Origin of the sequence: Sphingomonas sp. Leaf230 (assembly GCF_001421745.1) — a bacterium.
In the GTDB taxonomy this organism is placed as follows: domain Bacteria; phylum Pseudomonadota; class Alphaproteobacteria; order Sphingomonadales; family Sphingomonadaceae; genus Sphingomonas.
The window spans coordinates 861,714-880,559 of the sequence record NZ_LMKW01000001.1; the positions used below are offsets into that span (position 1 = coordinate 861,714).

Sequence of the window (18,846 nt, forward strand, 5' to 3'; positions counted from 1 at the left end):
GCGGCCATCCGCCGCCACCGAGGATACCGCACATGACCCCCATCCCTTCGTCGATCAGAAACACCAGTCGTCCCGCCCCCACCGTCACGCGCACGCGGCGCGGCGGGCTGTTCGGCACGACCGGCCTCGCACGGTTCGCCTGGCTGATCGGGTTCAGCCTCGCCGGCACGGTGGTGGCACGCCCGGTCGAGGCGCAGACGCTGCCGACGGGCGGCGAAGTCGTCGCGGGCCAGGCGAGCATCGCCACTGGTACCAAGTCGCTCACCGTGACGCAGACCAGCGACCGCGCGGCGATCAACTGGCAGTCCTTCTCGATCGGCAAGGGCAAGAGCGTCGTCTTCGAGCAGCCGACCAGCAGCTCGGTCGCACTGAACCGCGTGCTTGGTTCGGACCCGTCGGTGATCCTCGGCAACCTGTCGGCGAACGGGAAGGTGTTCCTGGTCAACGCGAACGGCATCCTGTTCGGCCAGACCGCCAACGTCAACGTCGGCGGCCTCGTGGCCTCGACGCTAAACATCTCCGACGCCGATTTCCTCGCAGGCAAGAACAGTTTCGCAGGGACAAGCGGTGCGAGCGTTCAGAACGACGGCACGATCACCGCGAAGAACGGGTATGTCGCGCTGCTTGGCGCGAACGTCGGTAACGGCGGCACGATCAAGGCGAACTTCGGTACGGTCGTGTTGGCGGGCGGCGAGGCGATCACGCTCGACGTGGCGGGCGACGGGCTGCTCAACGTCGCGGTCGACAAGGGCGCGGTCGGCGCGCTGGTCCGCAACGGCGGACTGATCCGTGCCGACGGCGGCAAGGTCTTGATGACCGCGCAAGGAGCCGGCGACCTGCTCCACACCGCGGTCAACAACACCGGCATCGTCGAGGCGCGCACGTTGCAGAACCGCGGCGGCACGATCATGCTGCTCGGCGACATGAAGACCGGCACGGTCAGCCTCGCCGGTACGCTGGACGCCAGCGCACCGGTCGGCGGCAATGGCGGGTTCATCGAGACGTCGGCGGCCACCGTCAACGTTGCCGATAGCGCCAAGGTCTCGACCTTCGCACGGTCCGGCCTGACCGGCATGTGGTTGATCGATCCGCAGGATTACGTGATCGGCGCAGGCGGCAACATCTCGGGCTCGACGCTGTCGGCGCAGCTCGTGACGACCAGCATCACGATCAGCACGATCCCCGCGGCCGGCGACACGACGACCGGCAACGGCGACATCTTCGTCAACGACGCGGTCGCCTGGACCGCGTCGGGCGTGCCGACGACGCTGACGATGAACGCGTTTCGCGACGTCAACATCAACGCACCGATCACCGCGACCAACGGCAATATCGTCGCGTGCTGCGGCCGCGACGTGAACGTCAACGCGGACCTGACCACGACCAACGGCAGCATCCTGCTCAATGCCGGGCGCAACGTGCAGGTATTTCACGCGATCACGACGACCGACGGCAACATCGCCTTGTGCGCAGGCCATGACGTGATGATCGATGCCGCCGTCACGCTGACCCGCGGCACCACGATCCCGGCGCAGAGCCTCGGCCTGCCGGTCGGGCTGACGCTGATCGCAGGCGCGGACGGCACCGGCCCAGGCGTCAACGGCGGCACGATCGTGTTCTCCGCGCTGTCGCCACCGACCACCGTCACCGCGGCGCCGGTGTCGATCAATTACAACCCGGTTTCGTACACCACGCCGACCGACTTCTCGACCGAGTTCGTCTTGACCGAAGGCGCAGCGATCACCCAGCGGATGCTGCTGTTCCCGACCGCGCAGAAGGTCGCCGACGGCACCAATGCGGCGGTCTTGAGCGGGTTCAACACCAACGGGACTTCGGGGTTGCCGACCGGAGTTTCGCTGGTCGCCGGCCCAGATGCGACCGCGACGTTCGACAGCACCGGCGAAGGCACGGGCATCGGGGTGAGCTTCAGCGGGTACACGCTGACCGGCGCAAACGCGGATCGGTACGCGTTGGCGAGCTCGTGCTGCGTCGCCGGGTTCCGGACTACCGGGACGATTACGGCTGCCGCCCCGGCACCTGCGCCCGCTCCGGCACCAGCGCCCGCTCCAGCACCGGCGCCCGCTCCAGCACCGGCGCCCGCTCCAGCACCGGCGCCCGCTCCAGCACCGGCGCCCGCTCCGGCACCAGCGCCCGCTCCAGCACCAGCGCCCGCTCCGGCACCAGCGCCTGCCCCGGCACCAGCGCCTGCTCCGGCTCCGGCTCCGGCTCCAGCGCCCGCCCCAGCTCCAGCTCCTGCGCCTGCCCCGGCACCAGCGCCCGCCCCTGCACCAGCGCCTGCTCCGGCACCGGCACCAACGCCGACGCCGACGCCAACCCCGACGCCTCCGCCAGTACTCGCGCCGCCCCCAACCGCGACACCGCCCGTTACCCCGGTTCCGAACCTACCGAATGCTACGCGGCCGTTTCTGGAGGTTCCGCCGGTGACGGTGCGTATCCCGACGCCGCCGACGATCGAGGTCGTCGAGGGTGGCGTGACGTATCCGACGCCAGAACGGCCCGGCACCGTGATCGTAGAAACGCCCGAAACGCCGCAGGTCGTGCAACCGGTCGTCGAGCGCCCGTTCGTGCAGCCTACGCCGCCCAACACGCCAGCCGTGCCCAATTATCCGCGGAAGCAGGCGCGTCATTGAGATGACCGGGACTGCGCGGCGTGGCGTCTCGGCCCCCGCTCGCTGGTTCGCGCGCTGGCAGGCACTGCTGGGCTGGGGAATCGTTGCGAGCGGCGGCGCCGTACCGGGCATCGCGGCGTCCCCCGCGCCGGCTGCCATTGTCGCGACCGCGGCGCTGGACGATGCCGGCCGGTTTGGCGGCGTGGCGACGTCCGACGACGTGCGCGACATGGTGAACTGGGTGTCGACGTCGCACGACAATCACGCGCTGCCGTTCGTCGTGATCGACAAGGTGAACGCGGTCGTGCTCGCGTTCGATGGCAGCGGCAATTTACGCGGGCGGGCCCCGGCCTTGCTCGGGATGGCGCGCGGAGACACCAGCGTGCTGGGTATCGGCCAGCGTAAGCTCGCGACCATTACGCCCGCCGAGCGCACCACGCCGGCAGGTCGCTTCCAGGCCTCGCTCGGGCGCGATTTCGAACAGGATATTCTGTGGATCGACTATGATGCCGCGCTGTCGCTGCACCGCGTGATCAAGGGGCGCCGCGTCGACGATCGCGCCGGACGGCTCGCATCGGCGACACCGAGCGACAACCGGATCTCATATGGCTGCGTGAATGTGCCGCCGGGATTTTACGACGATGTGGTGAAGCCGTTGTTCACCGGGACGGTCGGGATCGTCTATATCCTGCCTGAGACCAAGCCGCTGCGGAGCGTGTTCGCGGTGCCTGGCGAGACGAAGTAGCGGACTTCTCGATCCTCCCCCGCCAGGGGGAGGTGGCTGGTGCTTGCCAGACGGAGGGGGAGGACACGGAACGGGCCTGATCATGCCCTCCCCCTCCGTCGCCTTCGGCGCCACCTCCCCCTCGCGGAGAGGATCAAACGTTACGTCACTGGCACCAAGGCCGTTCGCGGTACCATTTCGTCAGGACGTACTTCACGCCCTGCTCGACCGGCATGCCCTGGTGAAGCGACCCAAGTTCGGCGCGCCATACTCGTCCATGTTGTTCCAGATCACGAGGTTGCCGGCTTTCGGCGCGATCATCACCCCCGCGGTCGGGTAGTTCGTGCGCCCTCCAGCCTCGGGCTCGTTGAGGAAGGTCATCGCCGACCAGGTCCGCTGGCCGCCCATCGTTACCTGGTCGAGCCAATAAGGCTGTTGGGTATCGAAGAAGTCGTGATGCGGCTTGAACTCCTGCCCGACCGCATAACGCTGCCCCTGCAACGCTTCGCCGTAGCGCGGCTCGAGCCCCGTCAGCAGGTCGAGCTTGGTCTCGACCGCAGTCACGGGCGCCGGGCCCGGATAGAGGTAGCACGTCTCGCTGGTGCGGTGCGGAGACACCGGGGCATCGCCGACGACCGGCGACGGCACGCGATTGGCCTCGATCAGCGCGATCACCGCGGCGCATTCGTCGAGCGTGAGAAAATCGCGGACGATATGAAGCTCCATGCCGTTCGCCGGCATCCGGACCGCGCCGGGATAGCACAGGATCCGATCGCGCACCTGCTCGGCAGAGTTCGCCCTGCCAAGCGCTTCGCTTTGACCATCGCGACGATCGGTCGATCGCGCGTACGAATTGGCGCCCAGGCTTTCAATATTAGTCATAAAGTCCGCAATACTCACAAGAATCACGATATGGATTATGATCTGGATCTATAAAGCAGGTTAAGTTTCGTACAACGTGCATCCTTATCAGATAACCGACGTTTATCCTGCACGACCAACATAGGTTAGGCCGGTTGCGCGACTACATCGCGAACCGCAGCCCTCATGGATGCGCATAAGTCGCACCTACCGAAGAGTTCGGGAACATCCCCCGCTCCGCTGCCGGCGTGAGCCTTGGGTGACGCGATTGAACGACATCGGCGGAGACTATTCATGAACCCGAGATTTCTCGTGGGCGCTGGACTTTGGTCCGGCGGGCACACCACCCTGGCGGTCGCGACCGAAGCGCAGAACCAGCGCATCCCCCAGCGGATCAAGGACCGGCAGACCGAACGCTTTCGGTAGGCGCTCGCGGGTCGCGCGCTGAACGCCACCCCGACCCACCGACGTCCCCCATTCTGCTCTTGCTCGTCCTCGCGCCTCGCGGGGCCAGGATAGTCATGTTCAAAAATTTTCTCGCCGGCGCCGCCGCGGCGTTGCTCGCAGTCATCCCGCAACCCTCGGCCGCGCAGACGGTGGTATTGCCGGGCGCGCTCCTCCTCGCCGGCTACCGCGCGACCTGCGGACCGGTCGATACGATGATCCAGCCGATCAACGACATCGCCGCCGCGTACAAGGGTCGCATCATCCTCCACCCGCGCGTCCTCGACTTGCCGCGCGCACAGCAACTCTTCTGGTACACGCACGAATGCGCGCACCAGATCTTCGGGCCGGGCGAAGCCGCCGCCGATTGCTGGGCGGTACAACAGGGCAAGATCCAGGGCTGGCTCACCGGAGACGAACTGGCGAAGCTCGCCGTAACGATGCGCTACTATCCAGGTGACGCCACGCATACCGACGGTGCAGCGCGGATCGTGGCGATGGACGCTTGCTTCGCACGATAGTCTAGCGATCTCAATGTATCTTAGAAAACCAAGACAGTAACGATAGTTCGGTATCTGTAACGCAATAACTACTTCTGGCTGATCCAGGTCGTTGACAAGATCGCACCGACGGCTTCTGTATCGTTAGCGTAACGATACGGCCCATTACGGTGTCGGATCGCCTCCGTCTGGATTGCACCCGCCATGCCTGGTTCTCTACCCGAGGCGATAGACGGCGGTGCACGATCGCACGGCCCGGACGTTTCCGCCTGCGACCGCGAACCTATCCACCGTCCTGGATCGATCCAGCCGCACGGCCTCGTCCTCGTTGCCGACGCCTGCACCTTCAAGATCATGGCGGCCGCGGGCGACATCGAAAAATTGCTGGCACCGCATTGGCTTGGCGCGAACCTCGACGAGTTGCTCGGCCAACCTGTCTCGGCGCAACTCGCGGCCAAGCCCAACGCCAGCACGGTCGTGCTCGCGCGGATCGTCGGCACCGAAACGCCGTTCGACGCGATCGCGCACCGCGTATCGAACACCATCGTCGTCGAACTCGAGCCCGCCCCCCTAGCGATGCCGTCCCCGATCGACGTTCTGGTGGAGATGGAGGAAGCCGCGGCGACGTTCGAACAGGCGTTCGGCTTACGCGAACTGTGCGAACGCGCCGCCAGGACGTTTCGCCAATTGACCGGGTTCGACCGGGTGATGCTGTACCGCTTTCTCGACGATGACGCCGGGGTCGTCCTGGCCGAGGACCGCGATCCCGCGCTCGGCAGTTTCCTGAACCAGCATTTCCCGGCGTCCGACATCCCGAAACAGGCGCGCGCGCTGTACGTGCGGAACCGTGTCCGCATCATTCCCGACATCGCCTATGAACCCGCATTGCTCCGTCCAGCCGGTGCGACGCCGCTCGACATGAGCGACCTCGCGCTGCGCAGCGTATCGCCGATCCACCTGCAATATCTCGCCAACATGGGCGTCGCGGCGTCGGCGTCGGTGTCGATCGTCCGCGACGGCGCGCTGTGGGGCCTTGTCGCCTGCCACCATCCGACGCCGAAGTTCTTGCCACTGCATGTCCGGATGTCCTGCCGTGCGCTCGCCGGGAGCCTTGCCCGCCAGATTCGCGCGAAGGAGGATGCCGAACTCTACCGCGAGCGCATCCGGCTCCGCACCTCCGAGGACGCGGTCGTGCTTCGGCTCGGCAGCGATATCTCGCTCGCCGGCTTCTTCGCGACCGCGGGCGACGACATGTGCCGGATGCTGGGCGCCGACAGTTTCGCGGCGGTTCGCGGGACCGAATTGTTTGTCGCCGGTCGCTCGCCGCGGCACGACGACATTCGCGCGGTCGCCGCTCATGTGATCGATCGCGGCCGGGCGGTGCCCTTCTCGACGGATCGGCTATCGGAACAGCTGCCCGCAGCCACCGGTTTCCAGGATCTCGCCAGCGGCGTTCTCGCGGTGACGATGTCGACCGACGAGCCGACGATCCTGATCTGGTTTCGCGCCGAACAGATCGAGGTGATGAACTGGGCCGGCAACCCGCACAAGGATTTAGGCGTCGATCCTCACATCCCGTTGACACCGCGCGCGTCGTTCGAAAGCTGGAGCGAGGCGGTTCGTGGTCGATCGGTACCGTGGACCCTGTTCGAGATCGAGGCCGCCGGGCGGTTGAAGCGGACGATGTTCGATGCCCGCCAGAACCGTCGCCTGTTCGAGGTGAACCGCGAACTCACCGCGACGATCGCCGACAATGAGAGCCTGTTGCTGCAGAAGGACTATCTCATCAAGGAGGTCCATCACCGCGTCCAGAACAGCCTGCAGCTTGTCTCCGCGTTCCTCGGCCTTCAGGCGCGGGCGGTCGGCGACGACGTGCTGACCGCGCATCTGGCGGAGGCGCAGCGTCGGCTCTCGGCGGTCGCGATGGTCCACCGCCGACTGCATTCCGACGAGCACGTCCAGGCGGTCGATCTCGCGCGGTACATCGGCGACCTGTGTACCGAGATCAAATCGACGATGGACAAGTCATGGGGCGGCCAGATCGAGCTCGAACTCGCGCCGATCCTGATCTCCACCGATCGTGCGGTCAGCGTCGGGCTGATCCTGACCGAACTGGTGATCAACGCCAATAAATACGCTTATGCAGGCGCGTCGGGACCGATCACGATCGCGCTAGAACAGCATCGCAACCGCTTCCGGTTGATCGTCGCCGATCGCGGTCGTGGGAAGGCGAGTTCCGGGACCGGGTTCGGGTCGCGGATGCTCACGTCGATGGTCGCGCGGCTGTCCGGCACGATCGACGAGACCGACAACGATCCCGGCCTCCGCGTCACCATCGGCGCGCCGATCAACGACGACCTCCCGCACGCCTGATCCGCTACTCGGTCGAGCCCGTATGCATTAGGTGACGCACGTCGTCCGCTACCTGGTTGTTGGCGCCGAGCCGCTCGATCAACTGCGCCTGACGGCTGCCCCGCAAGCCGGCAGTCGTCAGCTGCTTGTCGCGGACATAGGTGTAGACCCCGCTGACCGCGTACGCCTGGACATGCGCGATGTTCGCCTTCTGCGCAGCTTGAGTACCGACGAACGTGTCGGACTCGAAGAAAGCGCGGCGGGTGAGCGGAGTCTCAAAGGCCAGTTCGATCACCGCGATCAGCGCACGCTCGGTCGGCACGAGATGATCGACGTTGGGTGCGGGCGGCGCGGGCTCGGCGTTGTCGTAGCGGTCCGGCAGGTGCAGCCGCAGTTGCAGCACCGCAGGGTCAGCGGCGAGCGTCCGGGCAAACTCGGTCATAAACCCACCGAACGCGTCCGCATCGTCGGTTGCCGCGCCGAAATGGACGTGGATACGGTCGAAGCCGTCGTCGCCATTGGGGATCGGATCCGCGATCCGGTCGACCAGCGTGCGCGATCCGCTTGGCAGCGCATAGGCGACGGTGGCGGCGAACATGTTCTGTTCGTCGGCAAACAGGATGTGGCTCGCGGCATTGAACACGTCCTGGTCCGCCTTCGATGCGAAGCCGATCTCGACCCCGCCATCGAGTTCGTAGTCCGCGAACGGCGCGATCCCGTCGATCGCCGGCCAGAGATGCGCGTCCTGCTCGCGGTCCAGATGGTTCTGGACGTACCAGCCGAGCCCTGGGATGCGCGAACAGAGCGGGCCGTGGACGTCGCGCCAATAGGTCGCGAATACCTCGTGCGGCACGCGGGGACGACGCAATACCGTCGTGTAGCTGTTGATGACGATGCTGGCATCGCGCTGTGCATAGTCGGTCGTGGTCGAGGCTTTGGGCATGACTGGGTTCCTGATGACGGAAGGGTCGAACGCGCGAAGATAGAATGCAGGGCCCGGCGGGTGCGTAAGTTCCAGCACGAAACCCGATAGTTACGCGATGCTCCGGGTCTTCAGCCGGTTGACTACCGGCGTGACGAGCACCGCAAGGATGGCGATCGCGGCGGCGACATAGCCGACCGCGCCGAGCCCGAGATGCTGGATCACCGAGCCGCCGATGATGGCGCCGAGACCGATGCCGGCATTGGCCATCGACACGTTGAGCGTGCCGGCCAGCGCCTGCGCGTGGCTCGCCGACTGCATCACGCGAACCTGGCAGATCGGGTAGAGCGCGGTGTTGGCGATGCCCCAGACGGCGAGCGCCACTGCGAGCCAGGCATGCGAACCCGCGACCAACGTCGTCGCCGCCATTCCGACCGCCAGCACCAGCGACGTGATCGCCGTCACCAGCAACGGCCCGCGACCGACGAGCTGTCCCCCCAGCCAGTTGCCTGCGAGACCGACGATGCCGAAGCCCATCAGCCACCAGCCCACCTGCCCCGCCGGAATGTGCGCGATCTGCTCCAGCGTGTCGGCGAGATAGGTATAGGCGGTGAACATCGCGGTGAAGACGATCACCGACAGCACGACGTTGCCGAGGAAATACGGGTCTTTCAGGATGCGCGCCTGTTCGGCCAGCTTGACGCGCGCGGGGCGGGCCAGCGTCGGCATCACGACGAGCAACAGCACCGCCATCAGCAGCGACAGTCCCGACAATCCCCAGAACGTCCCGCGCCAGCCGAACGCGGTCGATGCGAGCGTCCCGAGCGGAATGCCGAGCACCATCGCGCCGGAAATCCCGAGATAGACGTTGGCGACCGCCTTGCCCGCCTTCTCAGGCCCCGCGAGTTCGCCCGCGGTCTCGCTCGCCGTGCCCCAGAACACCGGCAGCGCCAGCGCCGGCAGGAACCGCGCCAGGCCTAGAACCCAGATGTCCGGCGCGGCCGCGGCGAGCGCGTTGGCGGCGGCGAAGATCACGAGGATCACGACGAACAACCGCTTGCGCTCGAAATGCGACAACATCGCAGTCAGGAACGGGCCGGCGAGCATCACGGTGAACGCGAACAGCGTCACGAGTTGCCCGGCGACCGTGATCGAGATGCCAAGGTCGCGCGACAGGCTCGGGAGCAGGCCGACGATGATGAACTCGGTCGTGACGATCACGAACGCGGAGATCGCCAGTAGCAGCACGGCAAGGCCATGCCCCGCGGATTTTGCACCGGGCGGCGCGGCAGCAATGGGACGAACGGGGGACGACATTGGCAAACTCCTATAGCTGCCGTCTCTACGCGCGACGAAAAGCGACGTCCTGCGGCATGTTTTCGCGTATGGCAGGACAATAATTCCAGAATGGACTCGCATGATCCCCTCCGAACGCCTCAAGGGCATCGAAGCCTTCGTCAGTACCGCCGACGCCGGCAGCTTCACCGCGGCCGGCTTGCGGCTGAACCTGACCAACTCCGCGGTCAGCAAGAGCGTCGCCAGACTTGAGGCGCGGCTGGGTAGCCGGCTGTTCGAACGAACCACCCGTCGCCTGACGCTGACCGACGTCGGCGCCGCCTTCTACGAGACCTGCGTCCGCGTGCTCGAGGATCTCGCCGATGCCGAAGCGGTGCTTGCGGCGCACCGGTCGGAGATCGTCGGGCGGCTGAAGGTCGACGTGCCGATCGCGTTCGGGCGGATGCAGGCGATGCCGCTGTTGCTCGCCTTCGCCGAACGCCATCCGAATTTACGCCCGAGCATCACCTTCACCGATCGGAAGATCGACATCGTCGAGGAGGGCATCGACGTCGCCATCCGGATCGGCGCGTCGGAGCCCTGGGCGGACAATCTCGGGCACCGCTATCTCGGCAGCGAGCGCGTCATAATCTGTGCCGCCCCCGCCTATCTCGCGCGGCGTGGGACACCGGCATCGGCGGACGATCTCGCACGGTTCGACTGCATCCTGTACGGGCGCAGCGACGGCAGCACGATCAAGTGGCGTTTTGCCGACGGCGCTGGCGGCATCGATGAGTGCGCGATGGATGGCCGCATCGTCCTTGGCAGCGCGGAGGCTCAGGTCGGAGCGGTCAAGGCCGGGTTCGGTATCGCGCAACTCGCGACCTGGTTGATCGAGGACGAACTCGCGCGCGGCGACCTGGTCGAGGTCCTTCCCGAACTGGCGACGGCGGGGCTGCCCCTGCATCTGATCTGGCCCCGGCGCCGGCAACTGAGCCCGAAGGTTGATGCGCTGCTCGATGCGCTGACCAGCGGACTTCGGATTGCATGACGAAGAGGTGAAAAGCGCGTCATCCCGCCATTTCCTGCAACTCGGCGTGGCATTGCCTGTTGGTGAAGGATGACCATCTTCAACGATCAAATCGCTATCGTCACCGGCGGCGAATCCGGCATCGGTGCCGCCTGCGCCAAGGCGCTCGGCGAGGCCGGCGCGCGTGTCGTCATCACCTATTTCAAGGACGCAGCGGCGGCGCAGGCGGTATGTGCGGCGATCGGCGGCACCGACCGTGCCATCGCCGTCCAGGCCGATGTCGGCGACGAAACCGCGATCGAACATTTGTTCGCGCAGGCGGAAGCGACGTTCGGCACGGTCACGCTGCTCGTCAACTCCGCGGGCCTCAACATGAGCGGCGTGATGCTGGTGGACATGGAACTGGCGCAGTTCGACCGGGTCATCCGCTCCGACCTCTACGGCCCGTTCCTGACGTGTCGCCGCATGGTCCGTGCTCTGGAAGCCAAGAATGCCAAGGGCCGCATCGTCAACATCTCGTCGATCCACGAACGCGCGCCGCGACCCGGCGGCGTCGACTATGACTCCGCAAAGGGCGGCCTGTCGCAACTGACGGCGACGCTGGCGCTGGAACTTGCGCCGAAGGGCATCGCGGTAAACGGTGTCGCGCCGGGCATGATCCTGACGCCGATGAACCAGTCCGCGCTCGATCATCCGCAGGAGCTCGCCGCCAAGGAGGCCGCGATCCCGTGGAAGCGCGCCGGACGGCCCGACGAGGTAGCGTCGCTGGTGACGTTCCTGCTCTCGCCGGCCGCGGACTATATCACTGGCACGACGGTGACGATCGATGGCGCGCTGTCGCTGACCGTGGCGCAGGGCGCGTGATGGTCACCTACGCGGTCGAGCAGCTCGACACCGTCGCGATCTCGACCAATTCGGTGATCGACGGCATGGACCTGATGAGCCCGTTCGTCTGGAAGGAGGGCGACCTCTACCGGATCATGGTCCGCGGCGTTCCCCATCCGCTCGGGGCGCACGACCCGACCGGGATCATTGCCCGCGGCGAAAGTCGCGACGGCCTGTCGTTCACGATGGACCCCGGCCTCGCGATCACCCCCGGCCCCGGCGCGGAGGACATGGGTGGTTGCGAGGACCCGACCGTCCTGGTGACGCACGATCACCAATATCTGATCTACTACACCGGCGTCGATGCGGACCGCTCGCAGGGCTGCATGATCCTCGCCGCCGGCCGCGACCTGACGGCGCTGGTCAAGGAGGATCTGGTCCTCAAGGCGCCGCCGGGCGAGGGCAACATCAAGGAGGCCACGCTGGTGCAGACCAGCGCGGGCGAGTGGCGGCTGTTCTACGAATACGCCGCGGATGGCGCGTCGCGGATCGGCATGGCGGGCGGACCCACTGCAAAAGGTCCGTGGACCGTGCGGCCCGATCCGTTCGGGATCCGTGAGGACAGTTGGGACAATTGGCATCTGTCGACCGGGCCGATCTGGCAAGCCGAGGGTGCCGATCCAGTGATGTTCTACAACGGCGCGACGCATGACGCGCGGTGGCGGATCGGCTGGATCAGCTTCAGTCCCGATCTCTCGCGGGTCACGGGGCGCGGGTTGGAACCGCTGCTCGTGCCGCCGCCTGCGCTGAGCCGCGAGGCCACCGATATCGCGTTTGCCGCGTCTACCGTCGCGGAAGGCGACCAGATCGCGCTGTATTATTCGCTCGAGGACCGCATGCTGCGGCGGGCGTTGATCGGGCGCTATAGTCGCTGACTCGGAGAATGGTCGCGGGCGGCGTACCGTCCGCGACCCTTGATCATCAGCCGTGCGCGCGAGCAGCGGCTTTCTGCGCGCGTGCCTGTTTGGCGTAGTGGTGATGCGCGGCGACGCATCCGATGGCGGCCCCGGCAACAGCATGGCCCTTACCGACGAAATGCCCACCGACGCCGCCAGCAGCAGCGCCGCGGATGCAGCCCTTCGCCAACACGGGCGACGCCGTCATCGCGAGGAGCGGAAGAGCGAGCAGGGTAATGAAGCGCATGGCGGTATCCTTGAAAGCACTGCAGGAAGACCTGAAATACCGTTCAAGCCGCCACCGTGTTCCGTGAGAAATTCGTCATGTTCTGCATGTGCGAAGGTCTCGTCAACGATACGAACTGTCCGCCATAAGATATTGAAGTTGCGGTAGTCCTGTAACGAGCGGCACATTTACCGATCCGGGTACGACGCGCCGGCGTTGCATCCCGATCCGAAAGAACCGAAAGCTACGAACCATGATTGCCCTGTATCTCGCGGCGTTGTCGATGACGCCCAATGCCGCCTTCAAACCGATCGGTCCCGACGCGGCGAAATGCACAGCGGGTAGCACCCACTCGGCGATGCTGGTCGTCGTCGAGGGGTTCAAAGCGCGCACCGGAACCGTTCGTGTCCGCACGTTCGGGGGATCGCCGTCGACCTATTTCGACAAGAAAAAGACGCTGTTGCGCACCGAAGTTCCGACGCCGCGCGAAGGCCGGGTCGCGATCTGCATGCCGGTCGATCGGCCGGGCGTCTATGCGGTCGACGTGCGCCACGACATCAACGCCAACGACAAGACTGACCGCAGCGACGGCGGCGGGGCGTCGGGTAATCCGCATGTCACGCTGTTCGACATGCTGTTCTCGCGCAAACCCGATCCGAAGATCGTCCAGGTGCGTGTCGGATCGGGCACGACGGTCGTGCCGGTCACCCTCACCTACCTGCAAGGCGGATCGCTGCAGCCGATCCGATGATCGATCACCAGCCGATCGCGCCGCCCAGCCGGAACGTGCGTGGCCGCAGTGGCGTGTATTCGTTACGCGCCGCCAGCGCGAACGGGTTGCCGCCGGCAAAGCGGTCTCCCTTCACGTCGAACAGGTTCTCGACGGTGGCGGTCAGTCGGATGGTATTCCGCGTCCACGTTCCGCCAAGGTGCGTGCTGCCATATTCCCCCTGTGACACATCGAGCGGGGCCTGCGTCCCGACGGTCGACCGGCCGACGTAGCGCCATCCCGCGTCGACGCTGACGTGCGTATCGACGCTGAGCGACCATTCATAGCCGACGCTTCCCGAGACCGCGAAGGGCGGCGTGTTGGGCAGCCGTGCGCCGACCTGCCGACGGAATGCCGGATCGGGATCGGCGACGTGGGTCTCGTTGAGGAACATCGCCATGTCGATCTTCAAGCCGGACAGCGGCACCCAGTTGGCGCTCGCCTCAAGCCCATAAATATGGCTGTTGCCGAGATTGGTGGTGAACGGAAAGCCGGATTTGTCGACCAGATCCGCCTGGATATGCCGCCAGTCGGTCAGCGAAGCACCGATCGATGCGGAAAGCCCGCGCGGTCCATGCCGCTCCTTGCGCAGGCCGATCTCTCCGACGTGAATGGTATCGCGAACCAGATCGGTAACGCGGCCGACGCCCGGCGCCACTGTGATCCCCCCGGTCCGGAAACCCGATTGGTAGCGGGCATACGCCGCCAGCGTCGGGGTCAGCAGCCAGGATACGCCGAGCGTCGGATCGAGTCGGGTCGAACTGAGTCCGCGGATGTATGTCGTCGTCTTGAGCTTGGCGATCGGGTCGCCGTCGGTACGCTGATGCGTCAGTCGTGCCCCCGCGGTGATCGTCAACGCCGGGTTGATCGCGATCCCTGCCTCGCCGAACACCGCCGCATCGAGCGTCCGGTTGGTGACACCGACGATGTCGCGCAGCTTGTCCGGCGCGCCATATCGGCGTGCATACGCATCGCGCGCGTGGATGAGCGCGACGCCTACCAGCCAACCGGCGCCGTTAGGCTTTGCGCGCGACAGGCGTGTCTCGTGCGAGAACAGACGGCTGCGTTCGTCGGTGTCGTAGGCGATCGGCGCGTCCGGGCGGATCGGCCGCGTGGCGTCGAACCGGCTCTCCGCATCGCGGTGGACGAACCCGGTCGCCGAGACGAGGTGCAGCCCGTCCTCCCAACGCCTGTCGACCACGACACGCCCGAGGAAATATTGCTGGCTGAACGGCTGCGCCAGCAGGGACGCGCGCGAGAGCGATCCCATTCCGCGCTCGGCATATTGCAGGTCGGGGGCGGTCAAATTCTGGATCACGACACCCGCGTCGATCGTCCACCCGCTTGCCCGAACGACACGGACGTCGAGGCGTACGCCCGTGGTCGCCACGCGGTTGACGTTGTGCAGGCCGCGGCGGATATCGTCGATATAGCCACCTTCGACGACTCGGTAGCCGACCGCGCGTACGCCAGCGACGCCAGCCTTGATCGGTATGTTGACCATCCCGGCGATATCGCCGCCCGGATCGCCCGACTTGGTCGCGCTGACGCCGCCCGACACATTGGCCGACACCCCCGACAGATCGACCGCGTGCGGCACCAGCCTGACGATCCCCCCGATCGCGCCTGCGCCGTACAGCGTGCCCTGCGGCCCCTCGAGGACCTCGACCTGGTCGACGTCGTACAGGTTGAGGCCGGGTTCGGGACCGTTATAGGCGACCGGCACCTCGCCAAAGTAGACGTTGGCGGTCGATTGCGTCGGGCCAGTGAAGCTGCTGTCCGCGACCCCGCGGATGAACAGCTTGTTGCGACCGGCACCCAGCGCCGTGCTCTGCAGGATCGGCGTCGCGGCGATCGCCTCATCCATGCCGTTCGCGGCATCGTTGCGGATGTTCACGGTGCTTGCCGGTCGCAGGATCGTGAGCGCGCCGGGAAAGCGCAGTCGGGACGTCGCGCGCTTGGTCGCGGTGACGATGATTTCGGGCGACACTTCGACCGGCGGCGGCGTCAGGGGGTGTCTCGGTTTCGGTTGGGGTTCGCGAGCGACTGGCTGCCGGACGACAGCGCGACGAACGATCCTAAAGCTGCCTCCGCCAAGTCGTTGCGCGGTGTACGGGGTGCCGGCGAGCATCTGGTCGAGGGCTGTGGCCGCGGTTAGTCGGCCCCTCGCCCCCCTCGTCGTGACCCGCGACAATCCAGGCTCCGCGCTGCCGATATCGACGCCCGCCTGCTGCGCAAGCACCGCGATCGCGCGATCGAGCGGCCCCGGCGCAACGGCAATCGCCCGCCGCTCCGCTGCGCGAGCGGGCGTAGACAGCGACGGTGCAAGAAGGGTGGCGGCGAGGAGCGATACGGCCAGGTTGAATTTACGGACCGGCATGGCCTCCGACCAGACGCCAGCGGCCATTAACATGCTCCGCCCGAGCGCCGATCAGCGCTGCGGCGCGCGGGATCAGGCTGTCGGCTCCGCCCGTCACGCCGATCGATCCGGTGAACCGCGTTTCCGCCAGTCCGGGATCGACGCGCACGACCGTACCGGTGCTGCGTTCCAATGCTGCGGCGACGAGGCGAACCGGCGTTTGCTGGAAAACCAGCCGGCCTTTACGCCAGCTGCCGACGTCGTCGATCGCGATACCCGACATCCGCGGCGCGCCGCCATCGACATGCGACAACGCCGCACCGGCGGTCAGCATGATGCGTTCCTGTTCGGGCTGGAACATCACCGCACCCTCGGCAACCTGCACGCCGAGATGCGCGCCGACGCGGGCGACGTTGAAGACGGTGCCGACGTCCTGCAACCGCATCGTCCCCGACTGGACGACGAAGGGATGCGCGGCGTCGTGCGTGACCCGGAAGATCGCTTCGCCGCGTTCCAGCGTGACCAGCCGCGCACTGCTGTCGTCGACCGCGAGCCTGGTGCCGCCGTTCAGGTCGATACCGCTGCCGTCAGCGAGCGTCACGCTGCGGCGAACCCCGGCGGGTGTCTCTATGATCCGCGCCGCCGTCTTTGACGGGTTTTCGAGCGGTAGCATAACGCCAACGATCCCCGCCGCCGCCAGTCCGCTGACGGCTCCCATCACCCAGCGCCGCCGCGGTGTCGGTCGGTCGTCGTTGGCGGCAACTGGCGGTAGTGCTTGCGACCAATCCGGCGGGCTCAGCGCGTCGGTCAGTTCCGCGTCCGCGACCGCCAGCGCGTCATAGGCGCGCGCGTTTTGCGGGTCAGCCTCAATCCAGTCGGCGAATGCCGTCCATGCGCCACCATCGGCCGTCGGCAAGCGGAGGTGCCACGCGACCGCCTCGGCTGCGGCGTGTTCGCCGTAACCCGGGCCGTAATCGCCGTCCTTGCCCCACTCATCGACCATCGCGTTGGTCCTCCTCATGAGCGAGACGTCCTGCCTGCGGGATATCCGCACCGGAATTGCTCCGTTGCAAGTGAATTCGCAGATACGCGCGGTGCAGCAGCTTCTCGACGCCACTGACGGTGATCCCCATCTGCTCGGCGATCGCCTTCTGCGGCAGGTCCTCGAACCGGTAGAGGCGGAACGCGGTAGCCACGCGATCGGGCAGACCGGTGAGCGTCGCCTCGACCCGCCCGAGCCGTTCGCGGGCGATCAACGCGCGCTCGGCATCGGGATGCTCGTCGGCGGTCGCCTGCGTTTCCAGCCAGTCGGTGTCGCGATCCGCCCGCCGCACCGCGCGACGGCGGCGATCGACGGCGATGTTGTTCGCCATCCGGCAGATATAGCCGAGCGGTTCGGCGATCGGGCCGCCGGTCACCGTCTCCAGCTTCAGCCAAAGATCCTGCAACGCATCCTCCGCCTCCTCGACGCTGCCCAACCGCGCGACGAGCAACCGCAGCAGCATCGCACGCTCGGCGAGGAATACGGCGCGGAGCCCGCCCAGGGTCACGCCGGGTCGGCCTTGGCATCGCGGCGGAACAGCACCGCCAGCGCGACGATCGCGACGCCGTTCTGGAGCAGAGCATGCCACCCTGCCCCGTCGGTCCCGAACGCCCACAGCATCGCGGGTAACAGAGGGTAGAGTGCAAGGCTGGTGACCAGGCCGATGGTCATCGATCGGCCCGGCAGCCCGAGCGCTGTCAGTCCCGAGGCCAGTGGCGCGCTCGCGAGCCCCGCCGCTCGTGCTCCGGCAATGAGGATCAAGAGGACCGTGCCACCTTGGAAGCTTGCGCCACCCAGTGTGACGAGCAACCGGTCGCCTGCGAAAGCGAGGACCAACACGATCGGCAGCGCCACCGCGAGAGCGAGCCCAGCGCTCCGCCAGACCGTGTGCCGCAACGCCTTGAGATCGCCGCGCGCCACTTGCGCCGCGAGCACGGCGTAGCTGGCCTGGCTCAGCAGCACCGTCGGCTGGGCGAGCAACGACGTCGCGCGCTGCGTCAATGCGAGCAGCCCTGCCGCCGCCGGCCCGAGTAGCCAGCCGACGGTCAGCGGCGCGAGGTTCGGTGCGAGCTCGCGGACAGTGATGTCGAAATTGGTGATGAGGATGAAGCGCTTGAGCCCCTCGGTATCGCGCGCCGTGCCGCGCCACGGTCCGCGCAGCCGCTCGCCCGCGGCGAGTTTGCGCCACGCCACCCAGCCAAAGCCCCACATCGCCAGCCCCTCGGCGACGGCCGCGATCAGCCAGACCGTGATGAAGCCGATCAGCCCTCCGCCCGCGAACCAGACTCCTAGCGCGCCGACAAGGCGGATCAGCGGCGACACCGCCTGGTGGACGCCGATAAGGTCGAACCGGTCGGCGATCTGCAACAGTCCCTGCGGCGTCGCGCGGACCGTCGCGATCACCGCGAGCGAATAGGGAATGGCGATCCGGATCGTGTCGGGCGACCAGCCGAGCCGCGGTCCGATCAATGGCACCAGCAGCGCCGCCATGACCACCGCGAGGGCGCCGCAGCCAAGTTCGATCACCGCCATGAACCGGACGATCCGCGCGAACCCGGCCCGATCCCCCGCCTCCAGCGCAAGCCCGCCATACCGCACCACGCCGTGAAAACCGGAGAACGCCAGGACGCTGCCGATCAGCACGGCATAGGCGTTGACCAGCACCAGAACGCCGTAATCGGCCGCGCCCAGCCGGTGCGTCACGAGCACGAGGTAGACGAGGCTCATGACGCCCGCCGCCGCCTTCCCGCCAAGCAGGTGGCCGAGGTTCGCCAGCACCAGCCATAGTCCCGACCGATCGCCTCGTCCCGGTCTAGCTTTGGCGGAGTGCGCCTGCCGGGACGTCAGACGGTGGAGAAGCGAACGCATCGCGAGCGCTTAGACGCCCAGGGTTGCGCCGACGAACGGAAAGTTCCCCGCGATCGCGCAGA

General features: G+C 66.7%; 17 protein-coding genes. 9 read left to right on the forward strand and 8 right to left on the reverse strand.

What is annotated here, in order from left to right; all coding sequences use genetic code 11:
• Positions 1–32: 32 nt before the first annotated feature.
• On the forward strand, positions 33–2,651 hold the full coding sequence (locus ASE82_RS03795; RefSeq protein WP_056059023.1) for a two-partner secretion domain-containing protein: 2,619 nt from the start codon (positions 33–35) through the stop codon (positions 2,649–2,651).
• 1 nt (position 2,652) lies between these two features.
• Positions 2,653–3,375 carry a L,D-transpeptidase gene (locus ASE82_RS03800; protein WP_156348735.1) on the forward strand — a complete coding sequence of 241 codons (723 nt, stop codon included), beginning with the start codon at positions 2,653–2,655 and terminating at the stop codon, positions 3,373–3,375.
• Between the two features lie 192 nt (positions 3,376–3,567).
• Here the strand turns inward: ASE82_RS03800 and ASE82_RS03805 are convergent, their stop codons facing one another.
• Positions 3,568–4,236, reverse strand: a complete 669-nt coding sequence (locus ASE82_RS03805; protein ID WP_056059026.1) for a 2OG-Fe(II) oxygenase — start codon at positions 4,234–4,236, stop codon at positions 3,568–3,570.
• A 273-nt stretch (positions 4,237–4,509) separates the two neighbouring features.
• Here ASE82_RS03805 and ASE82_RS20235 point away from each other — a divergent pair, with 273 nt between their 5' ends.
• From ASE82_RS20235 to ASE82_RS03815, 3 genes are all read left to right on the forward strand, one after another.
• The gene (locus ASE82_RS20235; RefSeq protein WP_268795396.1) at positions 4,510–4,641 is read left to right on the forward strand and encodes a hypothetical protein; all 132 of its coding nucleotides are present in this window, start codon (positions 4,510–4,512) and stop codon (positions 4,639–4,641) included.
• A gap of 95 nt (positions 4,642–4,736) precedes the next feature.
• Complete coding sequence (locus ASE82_RS03810) at positions 4,737–5,180, forward strand: hypothetical protein (protein ID WP_056059030.1); 444 nt, start codon at positions 4,737–4,739, stop codon at positions 5,178–5,180.
• 183 nt (positions 5,181–5,363) lie between these two features.
• The gene (locus tag ASE82_RS03815; RefSeq protein WP_056059033.1) at positions 5,364–7,532 is read left to right on the forward strand and encodes a histidine kinase dimerization/phosphoacceptor domain -containing protein; all 2,169 of its coding nucleotides are present in this window, start codon (positions 5,364–5,366) and stop codon (positions 7,530–7,532) included.
• A gap of 4 nt (positions 7,533–7,536) precedes the next feature.
• On the opposite strand, the gene ASE82_RS03820 is transcribed toward ASE82_RS03815, so the two are convergent.
• Complete coding sequence (locus ASE82_RS03820; RefSeq protein ID WP_056059035.1) at positions 7,537–8,454, reverse strand: hypothetical protein; 918 nt, start codon at positions 8,452–8,454, stop codon at positions 7,537–7,539.
• A gap of 90 nt (positions 8,455–8,544) precedes the next feature.
• On the reverse strand, positions 8,545–9,750 hold the full coding sequence (locus ASE82_RS03825; protein ID WP_056059038.1) for an MFS transporter: 1,206 nt from the start codon (positions 9,748–9,750) through the stop codon (positions 8,545–8,547).
• A gap of 100 nt (positions 9,751–9,850) precedes the next feature.
• On the opposite strand from ASE82_RS03825, the gene ASE82_RS03830 reads away from it, so the two are divergent.
• From ASE82_RS03830 to ASE82_RS03840, 3 genes are all read left to right on the forward strand, one after another.
• Positions 9,851–10,759 carry a LysR family transcriptional regulator gene (locus ASE82_RS03830; RefSeq protein WP_056059041.1) on the forward strand — a complete coding sequence of 303 codons (909 nt, stop codon included), beginning with the start codon at positions 9,851–9,853 and terminating at the stop codon, positions 10,757–10,759.
• A gap of 69 nt (positions 10,760–10,828) precedes the next feature.
• A complete protein-coding gene (locus ASE82_RS03835; protein ID WP_056059045.1) occupies positions 10,829–11,602 on the forward strand; it encodes an SDR family NAD(P)-dependent oxidoreductase in 774 nt (257 codons plus the stop codon).
• The gene (locus tag ASE82_RS03840) at positions 11,602–12,498 is read left to right on the forward strand and encodes a glycosidase (RefSeq protein ID WP_056059047.1); all 897 of its coding nucleotides are present in this window, start codon (positions 11,602–11,604) and stop codon (positions 12,496–12,498) included. The genes ASE82_RS03835 and ASE82_RS03840 overlap by 1 nt, the downstream gene beginning before the upstream one ends.
• A gap of 46 nt (positions 12,499–12,544) precedes the next feature.
• On the opposite strand, the gene ASE82_RS03845 is transcribed toward ASE82_RS03840, so the two are convergent.
• Positions 12,545–12,766, reverse strand: coding sequence for a hypothetical protein (locus ASE82_RS03845; RefSeq protein WP_056059050.1), 222 nt, complete (start codon positions 12,764–12,766; stop codon positions 12,545–12,547).
• A gap of 232 nt (positions 12,767–12,998) precedes the next feature.
• On the opposite strand from ASE82_RS03845, the gene ASE82_RS03850 reads away from it, so the two are divergent.
• Positions 12,999–13,496 (forward strand): DUF2141 domain-containing protein, encoded by a 498-nt coding sequence (locus tag ASE82_RS03850; protein WP_235524497.1) that lies wholly within the window; start codon positions 12,999–13,001, stop codon positions 13,494–13,496.
• 4 nt (positions 13,497–13,500) lie between these two features.
• Here ASE82_RS03850 and ASE82_RS03855 read toward each other — a convergent pair whose 3' ends face one another.
• Genes ASE82_RS03855 through ASE82_RS03870 form a run of 4 tightly spaced genes read right to left on the reverse strand, consistent with a single transcriptional unit; the run spans position 13,501 to position 18,784 of the window.
• Positions 13,501–15,921, reverse strand: a complete 2,421-nt coding sequence (locus ASE82_RS03855; RefSeq protein ID WP_056059053.1) for a TonB-dependent receptor domain-containing protein — start codon at positions 15,919–15,921, stop codon at positions 13,501–13,503.
• Entirely contained in the window at positions 15,881–16,876 is a 996-nt protein-coding gene (locus tag ASE82_RS03860; RefSeq protein WP_056059055.1) for a FecR family protein, read from the reverse strand. Before ASE82_RS03860 ends, ASE82_RS03855 begins: the two co-directional genes overlap by 41 nt.
• Positions 16,866–17,423 carry an RNA polymerase sigma factor gene (locus ASE82_RS03865; protein WP_235524505.1) on the reverse strand — a complete coding sequence of 186 codons (558 nt, stop codon included), beginning with the start codon at positions 17,421–17,423 and terminating at the stop codon, positions 16,866–16,868. The genes ASE82_RS03860 and ASE82_RS03865 overlap by 11 nt, the downstream gene beginning before the upstream one ends.
• Positions 17,420–18,784: a lipopolysaccharide biosynthesis protein gene (locus ASE82_RS03870; RefSeq protein ID WP_235524506.1), complete on the reverse strand. Its 1,365-nt coding sequence runs from the start codon at positions 18,782–18,784 to the stop codon at positions 17,420–17,422. The genes ASE82_RS03865 and ASE82_RS03870 overlap by 4 nt, the downstream gene beginning before the upstream one ends.
• Between the last annotated feature and the right edge of the window lie 62 nt (positions 18,785–18,846).

Coding starts and splice junctions, on each gene's coding strand:
- ASE82_RS03795 (WP_056059023.1), top strand. CDS start 33: ATGACCCCCATCCCTTCGTCGATCAGAAACACCAGTCGTCCCGCCCCC.
- ASE82_RS03800 (WP_156348735.1), top strand. CDS start 2,653: ATGACCGGGACTGCGCGGCGTGGCGTCTCGGCCCCCGCTCGCTGGTTC.
- ASE82_RS03805 (WP_056059026.1), bottom strand. CDS start 4,236: ATGACTAATATTGAAAGCCTGGGCGCCAATTCGTACGCGCGATCGACC.
- ASE82_RS20235 (WP_268795396.1), top strand. CDS start 4,510: ATGAACCCGAGATTTCTCGTGGGCGCTGGACTTTGGTCCGGCGGGCAC.
- ASE82_RS03810 (WP_056059030.1), top strand. CDS start 4,737: ATGTTCAAAAATTTTCTCGCCGGCGCCGCCGCGGCGTTGCTCGCAGTC.
- ASE82_RS03815 (WP_056059033.1), top strand. CDS start 5,364: ATGCCTGGTTCTCTACCCGAGGCGATAGACGGCGGTGCACGATCGCAC.
- ASE82_RS03820 (WP_056059035.1), bottom strand. CDS start 8,454: ATGCCCAAAGCCTCGACCACGACCGACTATGCACAGCGCGATGCCAGC.
- ASE82_RS03825 (WP_056059038.1), bottom strand. CDS start 9,750: ATGTCGTCCCCCGTTCGTCCCATTGCTGCCGCGCCGCCCGGTGCAAAA.
- ASE82_RS03830 (WP_056059041.1), top strand. CDS start 9,851: ATGATCCCCTCCGAACGCCTCAAGGGCATCGAAGCCTTCGTCAGTACC.
- ASE82_RS03835 (WP_056059045.1), top strand. CDS start 10,829: ATGACCATCTTCAACGATCAAATCGCTATCGTCACCGGCGGCGAATCC.
- ASE82_RS03840 (WP_056059047.1), top strand. CDS start 11,602: ATGGTCACCTACGCGGTCGAGCAGCTCGACACCGTCGCGATCTCGACC.
- ASE82_RS03845 (WP_056059050.1), bottom strand. CDS start 12,766: ATGCGCTTCATTACCCTGCTCGCTCTTCCGCTCCTCGCGATGACGGCG.
- ASE82_RS03850 (WP_235524497.1), top strand. CDS start 12,999: ATGATTGCCCTGTATCTCGCGGCGTTGTCGATGACGCCCAATGCCGCC.
- ASE82_RS03855 (WP_056059053.1), bottom strand. CDS start 15,921: ATGGCCGCTGGCGTCTGGTCGGAGGCCATGCCGGTCCGTAAATTCAAC.
- ASE82_RS03860 (WP_056059055.1), bottom strand. CDS start 16,876: ATGGTCGATGAGTGGGGCAAGGACGGCGATTACGGCCCGGGTTACGGC.
- ASE82_RS03870 (WP_235524506.1), bottom strand. CDS start 18,784: ATGCGTTCGCTTCTCCACCGTCTGACGTCCCGGCAGGCGCACTCCGCC.